13 protein-coding genes, 1 pseudogene and 1 riboswitch are annotated in these 11,097 nt (G+C 33.1%); of the genes and pseudogenes, 6 read left to right on the top strand and 8 right to left on the bottom strand.

Annotated elements, in window-relative coordinates:
- Both PHC28_RS10190 and PHC28_RS10185 read right to left on the bottom strand, forming a co-directional pair.
- Positions 1 to 263: pseudogene (locus PHC28_RS10190) on the bottom strand (hypothetical protein); the annotation flags it as partial.
- Entirely contained in the window at positions 250 to 759 is a 510-nt protein-coding gene (locus PHC28_RS10185) for a sigma-70 family RNA polymerase sigma factor (protein WP_300099574.1), read from the bottom strand. The pseudogene PHC28_RS10190 and the gene PHC28_RS10185, both read right to left, overlap by 14 nt.
- A 121-nt stretch (positions 760 to 880) precedes the next feature.
- On the opposite strand from PHC28_RS10185, the gene PHC28_RS10180 reads away from it, so the two are divergent.
- Positions 881 to 2,356 (top strand): S41 family peptidase, encoded by a 1,476-nt coding sequence (locus PHC28_RS10180; protein ID WP_300099571.1) that lies wholly within the window; start codon positions 881 to 883, stop codon positions 2,354 to 2,356.
- Between the two features lie 45 nt (positions 2,357 to 2,401).
- On the opposite strand, the gene PHC28_RS10175 is transcribed toward PHC28_RS10180, so the two are convergent.
- Both PHC28_RS10175 and PHC28_RS10170 read right to left on the bottom strand, forming a co-directional pair.
- Entirely contained in the window at positions 2,402 to 4,342 is a 1,941-nt protein-coding gene (locus PHC28_RS10175) for a TonB-dependent siderophore receptor (protein WP_300099569.1), read from the bottom strand.
- Between the two features lie 79 nt (positions 4,343 to 4,421).
- Positions 4,422 to 4,757: riboswitch (cobalamin riboswitch) on the bottom strand.
- 30 nt (positions 4,758 to 4,787) lie between these two features.
- The gene (locus PHC28_RS10170; RefSeq protein WP_300099566.1) at positions 4,788 to 4,910 is read right to left on the bottom strand and encodes a hypothetical protein; all 123 of its coding nucleotides are present in this window, start codon (positions 4,908 to 4,910) and stop codon (positions 4,788 to 4,790) included.
- A gap of 114 nt (positions 4,911 to 5,024) precedes the next feature.
- On the opposite strand from PHC28_RS10170, the gene PHC28_RS10165 reads away from it, so the two are divergent.
- The 4 genes from PHC28_RS10165 (at position 5,025) to PHC28_RS10150 (ending at position 8,771) form a co-directional block, all read left to right on the top strand.
- Positions 5,025 to 6,164: an ABC transporter substrate-binding protein gene (locus PHC28_RS10165; RefSeq protein ID WP_300099563.1), complete on the top strand. Its 1,140-nt coding sequence runs from the start codon at positions 5,025 to 5,027 to the stop codon at positions 6,162 to 6,164.
- A gap of 1 nt (position 6,165) precedes the next feature.
- Positions 6,166 to 7,197 (top strand): iron ABC transporter permease, encoded by a 1,032-nt coding sequence (locus tag PHC28_RS10160; protein WP_300099560.1) that lies wholly within the window; start codon positions 6,166 to 6,168, stop codon positions 7,195 to 7,197.
- A 158-nt stretch (positions 7,198 to 7,355) separates the two neighbouring features.
- Positions 7,356 to 7,769, top strand: coding sequence for a GxxExxY protein (locus tag PHC28_RS10155; RefSeq protein WP_300099557.1), 414 nt, complete (start codon positions 7,356 to 7,358; stop codon positions 7,767 to 7,769).
- 216 nt (positions 7,770 to 7,985) lie between these two features.
- On the top strand, positions 7,986 to 8,771 hold the full coding sequence (locus PHC28_RS10150) for an ABC transporter ATP-binding protein (RefSeq protein WP_300099554.1): 786 nt from the start codon (positions 7,986 to 7,988) through the stop codon (positions 8,769 to 8,771).
- A 68-nt stretch (positions 8,772 to 8,839) separates the two neighbouring features.
- On the opposite strand, the gene PHC28_RS10145 is transcribed toward PHC28_RS10150, so the two are convergent.
- From PHC28_RS10145 to PHC28_RS10130, 4 genes are all read right to left on the bottom strand, one after another.
- Entirely contained in the window at positions 8,840 to 9,295 is a 456-nt protein-coding gene (locus PHC28_RS10145; RefSeq protein ID WP_300099551.1) for a tRNA (cytidine(34)-2'-O)-methyltransferase, read from the bottom strand.
- A complete protein-coding gene (locus tag PHC28_RS10140; RefSeq protein ID WP_300099548.1) occupies positions 9,295 to 9,666 on the bottom strand; it encodes a type II toxin-antitoxin system VapC family toxin in 372 nt (123 codons plus the stop codon). Before PHC28_RS10140 ends, PHC28_RS10145 begins: the two co-directional genes overlap by 1 nt.
- A complete protein-coding gene (locus PHC28_RS10135) occupies positions 9,653 to 9,826 on the bottom strand; it encodes a hypothetical protein (protein ID WP_300099545.1) in 174 nt (57 codons plus the stop codon). Before PHC28_RS10135 ends, PHC28_RS10140 begins: the two co-directional genes overlap by 14 nt.
- Before the next feature lie 61 nt (positions 9,827 to 9,887).
- Positions 9,888 to 10,457 carry a pseudouridine synthase gene (locus PHC28_RS10130; protein ID WP_300099542.1) on the bottom strand — a complete coding sequence of 190 codons (570 nt, stop codon included), beginning with the start codon at positions 10,455 to 10,457 and terminating at the stop codon, positions 9,888 to 9,890.
- A 388-nt stretch (positions 10,458 to 10,845) separates the two neighbouring features.
- Between PHC28_RS10130 and PHC28_RS10125 the strand changes: the two genes are divergently transcribed.
- Positions 10,846 to 11,097 (top strand): hypothetical protein (locus tag PHC28_RS10125; RefSeq protein WP_300099539.1); only part of this gene is annotated, 252 nt, incomplete at its 3' end.

Raw genomic sequence — 11,097 nt, 5'->3', positions numbered from 1 at the left:
AAGGTTCCAATTCCCAGCAAAACAACAATCGAAGCAGCGAGAGACATCCACGTTCTGTTTCGTTTTATAGATTGCTGTGGAAATTTTCTCTCTAACTTTTGCTCTTTTGTCAAAGCAAAATAACCAAAAATTGGTTTGTATTGTTCCAAATGCTGCGCAACATTTGATGAAGAAAAGTAATTTTGCAACTCATTTTCTTCGACAATACTGGTCTCTCCTCGGAAGTATTTTTCTATTAGAATTTCTATTTTATCCAATTCCATAACTGTGTGTTTTTATCATAAATTCTCTAACTGTTTTCCTTGCTCTCGAAAGTGCCACTCGAATCGCAGTTTCATTCATATCCATTATTTTGGCGATTTCATCAAACTCATATTGTTCGATGTCTCGCAATTGAATAATTAATTTTTGTTGTTCTGGCAATTGGTTAATTATTTTTTCAACCCAATTAAGGCTATCATTATCTTCCAATATTTTATCAGAACTTGGCTCTTTATTATCGAAATTAGAATGAACGATTTGAAGATTTCCTGCTCTTTTAGATTTTAATTGATCCAAACAAAAGTTTTTGGTCATCGTCATTGCAAAAGCTTCAATATTTTTATAATTATCCAAACTCGAATTTCTACTCCATAATTTCACCAAAACTTCTTGAGTTGCATCCTCAGCCTCCTCTGTGCTAACAAGCAATCGCTTTGCAAGCCGAAAGACCTTGTCTTTGAAAGGAGTGATCAAACTCACAAACTCGTTTTGGTTCATAAAAAGTTTTTATTTGAGCGGTTATACATTCAAGACGAATCTAAACTATTTTTGTTACAAAGTTTAAAAAATAAAACTAAAGTAAGTATTTTTGCGTTAACCTTAAATCAAACGCCCAAATATGAAAACGAAACTCAAAATTGTAATCTTATTATTTTTAGCTTTTTTTACTTTTCAAAGTTGCCATGACAATGACGATGTATCAACAGTACCAGATAATCTTGAAGTCCAAAACTTCATTTGGAATGGTCTAAACTTATATTACTTATGGCAAGCCGATGTTCCTAATTTAGCTGACGACCGATTTGCAACCCAAACTCAAATGAATGACTTTTTATCAGGATATCCTGTTCCTGAAAATTTATTTGAAAGTTTACTTAACAAGCCTGAAAGTCTTTATCCTGCTTCAGAGGCCGTTGATAGATTCAGTTGGATAGTCGATGATTATTTAGTTTTAGAAGGTCAGCTTCAAGGATCGACAAATAACAATGGTGTAGAATTTGGACTAAGTTATAAAGCATCAGGTTCATCTGAAATTATTGGATGGGTGCGTTATATTATTCCAAATTCAGACGCAGCTACCAAAGATATTCATCGTGGTGATGTATTTTATGGTGTCAATGGAACCCAACTTACCATAAGCAACTATCAAGCTTTATTGTTTGGCTCCAATAATGATTATACTTTAAATCTTGCCGATATAAATGGAGGTGCTTTTACTTCAAATGGTAAAAATATTGCATTAACAAAAACCGCTTTGGACGAAAATCCAATTTTGGTAAACACCGTAATCAATTCAGGTTCACACAAAATTGGTTATTTAATGTATAATGGCTTTTATTCTAATTATGACACCCAACTAAACGATGCTTTTGGCACACTTAAATCACAAGGAATTACTGATTTGGTTCTTGATTTACGCTACAATGGTGGCGGGTCTATTCAAACTGCAACGAGATTGGCAAGTATGATTACTGGAGCTTTTACAGGTCAGGTTTTTGCTAAGGAACAATGGAATTCCAAAATAGAATCCTATTTTGAAGCCAATGATCCAGAATCGTTAAAGAATTACTTTACTGACAAAATGGGAACTATTCCTATCAATAGTGTAAATATGACTAAGATTTATATTTTGACTTCAAGAGGCACAGCTTCGGCAAGTGAATTGGTAATTAATGGTTTAAAACCTTATATCACAGTTGTACAAATTGGTGATGTCACTGTTGGCAAAAACGTGGGTTCAGTTACTTTATACGATTCTCCTACTTTTGGAAAAGATAACAGAAATCCAAACCATCGTTACGCGATGCAACCACTTGTTTTGAAAATTGTCAATGGAGTTGGCTTTGGTGATTATCAAAGTGGTTTAGTTCCAACATTTCAACAGCCTGAATATATAAACACTTTAGGAGTTCTTGGAGATACAACCGAGCCTTTATTAAGTACTGCAATTGCCAAAATCACGGGAACTGGAAAAATAGCAAAACCAATTCCAGGAAAAGAGTTTGATTATTTCAAAGATTCAAAATCGGCAAATGGCATTCAAAACCAAATGTATCTTGAAAAAGCTCCCGAAGGATTATTAAAAGCTTTGTAATAATAGAAAAAAACCTGTCAGGTTTATTAAGCCTGACAGGTTTTTTTACAAATTGATATTCAATCCTAATTTGAAGTTTCTTCCAAGAGAATTATAGCCTACATTCTCTACAAAATCAGCATTCAAAATATTGCTTACTGTACTAAAAAATGACAATCTATTTTTTACCAATTCAATCCGTAAAGTAGCGTTTACCAGTTGATAAGAACCTAAAACTATTTTTTGGGTTGTATAGGAATTTCCATCAAAAAAAGCATCATTTCTACTGTCAACATATTGATAATTCAGGTTAAAAAAGGCGTTGCTACACATTTGAAAATCCAATGACGAATTCAATTTATGCTTCGGAATCAATCGATCTAAAGCTTCATCTACTTGCGTAAAAGTGTAATTGGAAATCAATTTGACATTATCATTTACAGCAAAAGTGATTTCAGTTTCTAAACCTTTGGCTTTATTGTTCCCATCAATATTGACATACTGATAAGAGGATGAAAACCCAATAAAATCAGTTTGTTCTCTATAAAATCCTACGACAGAAAAGCGGAGTTTTTTGTCTAAAAGTTGGGTTTCAAAACCAGCTTCAATCGTGCTGTTTTTTTCTGGTGTTAATGCGGTGTTTCCGTATTGGGAATACAATTGGTACAAACTTGGCGTCACGAAAGCCGTGCTATATGAAGCCAAAACTTTCAACGGAAATCCTTTGAAATCAAAGGATGGATTTACATTATAAACCAATCGATTCCCGTATTCGCTGTGAATATTTAATCTTGCTCCAGCATTCAAATTCAATCCAAAATCCGATGTAAAAACTCCAGTCAGATAAGGATCCATCATATTAAATTTGGCTTTTTCCTTCGCAACTCCTCCATAAGGAGTTCCACTGTTCATATCGAAAAACTGATATTGTGCACCTGACACCAAAAACAAAGATTTCGAAAACTCCTGTTTATTATAGCCATCAACATTCACACTTCTGGAATTGTATTGTGACAAACCCACTGTTCCAGAATAACTATCCAATTCATTATAAACACGTGATATTTTATTGAAACTCGAATTCAGTATAAATTGTCCATTCGTGTATTTGTATTTTGGCATAAAGCCAAAACGAAATTGTTCTGTTTTTGAAGTATTCTGGCTTACATCATTCGTACCAGTATTATCAAAACCACCATCATAATCATTATCGATTTTATCGAAATTCCCAAAGAAGTCCAAAGTCAGTTTATCAGAAGCTTTATAACCTAATTTAGCCAAATAATTCAATCGCGAAAAACGGTCTTCTTCATATTTTATACTTTGATTTGGCGAAGCAATTTGCGACATTCCATTAGTTTCTGTACTATTCAAGGAAGCAAAATAATTCACTTTTTCAGCATTTCCATTCACTGAAAATCCTTGGTTAAAATTCTGAAGACTTCTCTTTGATGTAAAAGCAGTATTATTAGTTCCAGCATTAATATAAGCATTTCCTTGAATGGATTTTTTGCCTGATTTCTTCAAAGTGATATTGATTACTCCAGTAGCAGCACCTGTTCCATACAAAGTGCTTGCAGCACCCTTCATAATTTCGATACTTTCTACTTGATTAGCAGGAAGCAAACGCAAATCATATTCAAAACTAATTCCCGAAGCATCGGCAACTGGAATTCCGTCAATTAGAATCAGCACTTGATTGTTTTTCCCGCCACGAATGTAGTAGCCTAAATTTTTTCCGGTAACACTCTGGCTTCCGTTAATTTCGACTCCTACAACACCATTTAAAACTGAAGCAATACTTTGTCCTTCTCGTTTTTTTAAATCTTCTGATGTGATTTTGGTGATAATTTTTCCCGATTTTTCTTTGGCTAATGCAAATTTAGAATCAGAGATTACTACTTCATTTAATTGTGTTGATGAAGCGATACTATCTTTTTGCTGCGCAATAAGACAGTTGGTTATTAGCACAAACAGTGCGCTAATACGAACGATTTTGTTGTTCATTTTAATAAAACATTTTTAATAATAAAAAATGGGAGAAAAGCATAGAATGACCCATACCCAAACCTTTTTTCCCGAAAGTTTGATACTCGATGTAATAGGCAGGTCTCCTGGCTTGCGTCTTGTTGTTTACCTTCCCATTCTAAGTTAGAAATTAGAAATACGAAGTAAGAAGTATTTAACTTCTAACCTCTACCTTCTAACCTCCCACTTCCAAACAGTGGTTTTGTAGATAACAACAAGCTTGATAGCTTACAGTTGCGGGTACAGCGTGAGATTTTTGAATTTTGATTTTTGAATAATGATTTCGGATTTAAAATCTGAAATCAAAAATCGTTAAGCTACAATCTTCAATCACTCTCTTCCCTTTTAATGCGGTTTTAAAATTAAAACAGCAACCTCAATACGGCGGCAAATGTAGCTCTAAGAATTGAATAAACAAATAAAATCAATCCTCTTTGTCATCTTTCTTTTTAGAAAGCTTTATCATTAACCATATAAATCCAACCAAAAAATGCAGCAAAATGACTCCTGCAACAATATATATAAAAGTGTTTGAATTGTCTCTCATTTTTTCTCGTTTTAAAGTCAAAATTAAGTGATCTAAATAAAAAGTATTGCATCAAATGTTACACTTTTTTGATTTTATAGCAATCTAAATTATACTTTTGTAAAAATTTACACAATGAAATTGACCCGCAGCTATTTGTTTTTCACTCTATTATTATTGTGTTTTATTCAATGCAAAAAAGAAGTTCATAATAACCCAAAAGTTAAACATTCTATAAACGAAATTCACTATGCCAAAGGACTGGAAATATACAAACACCAAGGTTTTTCGATTGTAAAAATCACCAATCCTTGGCCAGAATCCAAAGAAAATTTCACCTACATTCTTCAAGAAAAAAACGGAATTATTCCTGATAGTTTAAAGCAATTTACTGTTATTCAAATTCCCATAAAATCGATTGTTGTGACTTCGACAACCCATATTCCGACTTTGGAATTATTAGGTGTCGAAAACACTTTAATTGGATTTCCCAACACCGATTATATTTCTTCCGAAAAAACTCGAAAATTAATTGACACTGGAAAAGTTCGAGAAGTGGGAACCAATGAAAGCCTGAATACCGAAGTTTTAATCGATATGAAACCGGATGTTATTGTGAGTTTTGGATTAAATAATAGTAATCCAACGCTAGACAATCTACAAAAAAGTGGTTTAAAAGTACTACTCAACGGCGATTGGACGGAACAATCTCCGTTAGGAAAAGCCGAATGGATAAAGTTTTTTGGCGCATTGTACGGATTGGATTCTAAAGCAGATGCTATTTTTTCAGAAATTGAAACATCCTACAATTCAACTTTGGCTTTAACACAAAAAACAACCACAAAACCAACAGTTCTTTGCGGAGCAATGTATGAAAATCAATGGTATGTTCCTCAAGGCGAAAGCTGGGCTGCCTTATTTTTGAAAGATGCCCAATCGGATTATTTATGGACAACCACCAAAGGAACTGGAAGTTTGTCTGTTCCTTTCGAAACCGTACTTGAAAAAGCTCAAAATGCCCAATTCTGGATTGCGCCAGGTAATTTTTCGACCTTGAAACAAATGAGTGACAATAATACGCATTACAGCCAATTTGCTTCGTTTAAAAATAAAAAAGTATATTCGTATGCCGTTAATAAAGGAGCAACAGGTGGAATCATTTATTTTGAATGGGCCTCCACTCGTCCCGACTGGGTTTTGAAAGATTTAATTAAAATTTTTCACCCTGAATTATTGCCTGATTACAAACTTTTTTTCTTCAATAAATTAGAATAAGTTGACCCATTCCAATCGAAATACAATCCTCTTCACCCTCTTGACATTGTCATTACTATTGCTATTGTTATTGAACATCAGTTTAGGTTCGGTTTCTATTCCGATAAAAGATGTTTTCAGTAGTCTTATAGGAGGAAATTCGACAAAAGAAACTTGGCACTACATCATCATCGATTATAGATTACCCAAAGCTATTACTGCCATTCTTGTTGGAATGGGATTGTCCATCAGCGGATTATTAATGCAAACTTTATTTCGAAATCCGTTGGCGGGACCTTATGTTTTAGGCCTAAGTTCAGGAGCTAGTTTGGGTGTAGCGACCGTTATTTTGGGAGCTGCTTTTTTACCACCATTTTTAGCTTCGTTTTTACTTTCTTCTTACGGAATTGTTTTGGCTTCAAGTTTGGGAAGTTTCTTGGTTTTATTAGCAGTTTTAGCTGTTTCCCAAAAGTTGCGAGATACAATGGCAATACTAATTGTCGGACTAATGTTTGGCAGTTTAACTAGCGCTATCGTGGGTACACTCACCTATTTTAGTTCTGCCGAACAATTGCAAAAATTTACATTTTGGTCTTTGGGAAACCTCGGCAATTTGTCTTGGTCGTCTATTGTAATTTTGTCGATTTGCACAATTATTGGTTTATTTTTAAGTCTATTCAGCATCAAGCCTTTAAATGCTTTGTTACTTGGCGAAAACTATGCCCGAAGCTTGGGAATGAACTATGAAAAAACACGATTGATTATCATACTTGCCACTAGTATTTTGGCGGGAAGCATCACTGCTTTTGCAGGACCAATTGCTTTTATAGGATTGGCTGTTCCGCATATTGCCAAGTTGGTTTTTCAAACGAGTAATCACACTATTTTATTCTGGAGTACTTTGCTTTTTGGAGCGATTATTATGCTAATTTGTGATAGTATTTCGCAACTTCCAGGAAGTGATATCACCTTGCCTATTAATGCCGTGACTTCTATTTTTGGAGCACCAATCGTGATTTGGTTGTTGATTCGAAAACGTAAAATGATGAACTAGTTTTTTTAAACGCATAGAAACATAGCCATAATTGATTTTATTTAGTCGTTTCACTTAATTTTAGAATACATAGTCAATGCGAAAACCCAAGAATTGGTCTATCCAACTCTTTTTTCTATGATTCTATGCGTTTAATATTTTTTAAAAATAACACTCCTATGATAACACAAAAATACTTAGATGAATTGACCTACGAAGTCATCGGTTCCGCTATTGAAGTGCATAAAATAATGGGGAGAGGTTTGCTCGAAAGTGTTTATCATCAATGCATAAAAGAAGAACTAGCTCATAGAAAAATCAACTTTTCTACAGAGATGAAAGTTCCTCTAGTTTATAAAACCAAAGAACTCAAAGTAGATTTTAAGTGTGATTTATTTATAGAAAATTGTTTAGTTGTAGAACTAAAATCAGTAATACAAACAAATCCCATATTTGAAGCTCAACTTTTGACCTATATGAAACTTTTAAAAGCCCCAAAAGGAATTTTAATCAATTTTAATTGTTTCAATATTTTTAAAGACGGTCAGAAGACTTTTGTAAACGAATATTTTAAAAACTTACCTGAAAAGTAAACTCTTTTTCTATGTTTGAAACGAGTTTCAACTATAAACTCTTTTATATATCCCAAAAAACTATGTTTCCATGCGTTTAATAATAATTTTATGAATAAATTTTACCCGAAAAGCAAACTCTTTTTCTATGTTTGAAACGAGTTTCAACTATTAACTCTTTATATATTCCAAAAAACTATGTTTCTATGCGTTTAAAACCTTAAATTGTAAATAAAAATGGGCAATAAAAATATCCTTTCAACTTCAAATTTAAGCATTGGTTATAAATCCAAAAGCTCAACAAATACCATTGCCGAAAATCTAAACTTGAATTTACAGGAAGGAAAACTAATCGCTTTAATTGGTGCAAATGGCATCGGGAAATCAACGCTTTTAAGAACCTTGACTGGAATTCAAAAACCAATTTCAGGAGCAGTCTTATTGAATGGAAATGATATTCACAAACTTGATGCTTTGACTTTGGCACAAAATCTAAGTGTTGTTTTGACCGAAAAATTGCCACCAAGTAATTTGACCGTTTTCGAACTCATTGCTTTAGGAAGACAACCCTACACCAATTGGATTGGAAAATTAACCGAAGAAGATATAGCTAAAATCGACGAAGCAACTGAACTCACGCAAATTGGTCATTTAGCGTCCAAAAAACATTATGAAATTAGTGACGGCCAATTACAAATCGTATTAATTGCAAGAGCTTTGGCTCAAGATACGCCGTTAATAATTTTAGATGAACCCACAACTCACTTGGATTTACTACACAAAGTGGTACTTTTTAAACTCTTGAAAAAACTAACGCAAGAAACTGGAAAGTGTATTCTTTTTTCGACGCACGATATTGATTTAGCAACACAATTAAGTGACGAAATGATTATTATGACACCCGAAACTACTGTACAAGATCAACCTTGTAATTTGATTATGAAAGGCAGTTTCAATACTTTGTTCAAAGACGAACACATTGTTTTTGATAACGAAAAGGGGAAGTTTGTAATAACCTCTTAACCACAAAGACACAAAGAAGGCACGAAGTTCACAAAGATTAAAAACTGATTACTGCTACCTGAAATCTGCTATCTGCAACCTGAAATCTGTCTTTTCGCTTCACCAACTACAAACGCAACGGAATTGGCAATATTAAAACTACGAATCAATTTAGACATCGGAATGGTCAAATGATTTTCGAATTGATTTAAAATTGTATCGCTCAAACCAACACTTTCTTTTCCAAAAACCAACCAATCACCATCCTGAAAATCGGCTTCATAGATTGATTTTTCAGCGTGAGAACTCATCAAGAAAACTCTTGATTTGTCTGGAATTTGCGCCATCCATTCTTCGATATTTTGATATTCAGTCACATCGAGATGTACCCAATAATCCAATCCGGAACGCTTCAGGTTTTTATCGTTAATGACAAACCCAAAAGGATGAACGAGATGCAAACGACTTTCGGTACCAACACACAAACGTCCAATATTTCCAGTATTATTAGGGATTTCGGGTTCTACAAGGACGATGTTAAGCATTAAAATTGATATAATATTAAATCCAAATTTTCAATTTTTGAAAAACCTTTGTCAGCAGTAATTAATGGTAGTTGAAGAAATAATGCTGTAGATGCGACAATTGCATCTGGTGTTTTTACTTTTGATTTTTGCTTAAGTGTAATGCTTAAATCTTTTATTTCATTGTTCAAAGAAACAACAGAACATTCTGAAAGAAATAATTTTATTTTTGATTTATCATTTGAAGATAATCCATAATATCCTAATAATTCAATTTCTGTTATAACAGTAAGAAATAGTTGCATCCCATCTAAAATTGCTGACAATTTCTCATCGCCATTTAGCAAATAAAGTACAATATTAGTATCTAAAACAATACTATTCCCATTCATCTCTCATTTCCTTTTGAATGATTAATGGATCTTTAGACAATTTTATTGTGCCGCAATGTTTTGAAGTGTTAACTCCTTGAGATTTTTTGTTTTTACGAAAAGAGTCTAGAATCTTTTCAAACTCTTTTTTATCTAGTCCTTTTTTTATTACAACAGTCATTTTAAAATGTTTTACTCAAAATTAAACTTTTTTATATTCATAACCTAAACCTATTGTCATATTAAAAAAAACTTTCAACCTCAACAACCTCACCCGCTTGCAAATCATTCAAATGTACGTTACCTATTCGAACCCTAATTAATCGCAAAGTCGGAAATCCAACCGCCGCAGTCATTTTCCGTACTTGGCGAAACTTCCCTTCATTAACTGTAATGGAAGCCCAGGAAGTGGGTCCGTGGCGTTCGTCCCTGATTTTTTTTCCTCTAGCTCCAAAATTAGGAATGTTGGTAACAATAAAAGATTCGCAAGGTTTTGTGATATATTTTGTTCCGTTGAAGCCAATTTCGACACCCTTTTTCATTTTATCAATCGCATCTTGAGTAATGATTCCATCCACTTGAACGTAATATTCTTTATCTACTTTTTTACTTCGAACAATTTCGCTCATTTTCCCATCGGTGGTAAGCAACAATAACCCTTCGGAATCTTCGTCTAATCTACCAATTGCCATAGTTCCTTTTGGGAAATTATACAATTCTCCTAAAAGTTTCTTTTTCCTTTTAAGTTCATAAATAAATTGACTCAAATAGCCATAAGGTTTGTGGATAATGAAATGGCGGTGGTTAGACATTCAAATTTAATTTTGAGAAGACAAAGATAGTTTTGTTTTAAAAAATATTAATAACTTGAATAAAACTTCTGCTATTAAATCTTATGACATTAATTTGCCTTTTTGTGTCATTTTTATGCGAATTGCTACAATTACAAACTATTTTTGAAATACTAAAATAAACTTTTCCCCCTAACAATCAACAACAATGTTATATAATTATTAAAAAAATGTAGGTGTTTATGTATTTTTATGCTTTTTTTAATATTTTTACCAATCCTACTTGCTCATTAATTAATCAATAAAATTAAAACTTATGTCAAATTTTAGATTTCATTTATACACCTAAAAGCAATGCATTTTATTACTATTTTAACAAACAATAATTTAATTTTAAACCCCTAAGATTATGAAAAAAAACTTTACATTAATTTTTACATTACTACTTTGCTTCTCCTATATAGGAGGAAATGCGCAAACTCAATTTTGGAGCGATACCTTTGAAGATACTGGTGCTCCCAGTTCAGGTACAAGAACAACTTCCATCCCTGAGTTTTCTTGTGGTGGATCACCAGCAACCGCCTACTTTTTCAGAACCACTCTAGCTGGAATTGCACTACAAAGCGGAACTTATAGCAATATTGAAGGTACTAAATTTTTT

It is taken from the genome of Flavobacterium sp., from assembly GCF_028712645.1.
Lineage (GTDB): Bacteria > Bacteroidota > Bacteroidia > Flavobacteriales > Flavobacteriaceae > Flavobacterium.
Note: the sequence above shows the minus strand (reverse complement) of the source record. Positions and strands in the feature narration are given on the sequence as shown.

Bases quoted from the DNA above. Each gene is read 5' to 3' on its own strand.
- PHC28_RS10150 (WP_300099554.1), top strand. From the start codon at position 7,986: ATGGGCAATAAAAATATCCTTTCAACTTCAAATTTAAGCATTGGTTAT.
- PHC28_RS10170 (WP_300099566.1), bottom strand. From the start codon at position 4,910: ATGAGAGACAATTCAAACACTTTTATATATATTGTTGCAGGAGTCATT.
- PHC28_RS10155 (WP_300099557.1), top strand. From the start codon at position 7,356: ATGATAACACAAAAATACTTAGATGAATTGACCTACGAAGTCATCGGT.
- PHC28_RS10135 (WP_300099545.1), bottom strand. From the start codon at position 9,826: ATGACTGTTGTAATAAAAAAAGGACTAGATAAAAAAGAGTTTGAAAAG.
- PHC28_RS10175 (WP_300099569.1), bottom strand. From the start codon at position 4,342: ATGAACAACAAAATCGTTCGTATTAGCGCACTGTTTGTGCTAATAACC.
- PHC28_RS10145 (WP_300099551.1), bottom strand. From the start codon at position 9,295: ATGCTTAACATCGTCCTTGTAGAACCCGAAATCCCTAATAATACTGGA.
- PHC28_RS10185 (WP_300099574.1), bottom strand. From the start codon at position 759: ATGAACCAAAACGAGTTTGTGAGTTTGATCACTCCTTTCAAAGACAAG.
- PHC28_RS10180 (WP_300099571.1), top strand. From the start codon at position 881: ATGAAAACGAAACTCAAAATTGTAATCTTATTATTTTTAGCTTTTTTT.
- PHC28_RS10130 (WP_300099542.1), bottom strand. From the start codon at position 10,457: ATGTCTAACCACCGCCATTTCATTATCCACAAACCTTATGGCTATTTG.
- PHC28_RS10165 (WP_300099563.1), top strand. From the start codon at position 5,025: ATGAAATTGACCCGCAGCTATTTGTTTTTCACTCTATTATTATTGTGT.
- PHC28_RS10140 (WP_300099548.1), bottom strand. From the start codon at position 9,666: ATGAATGGGAATAGTATTGTTTTAGATACTAATATTGTACTTTATTTG.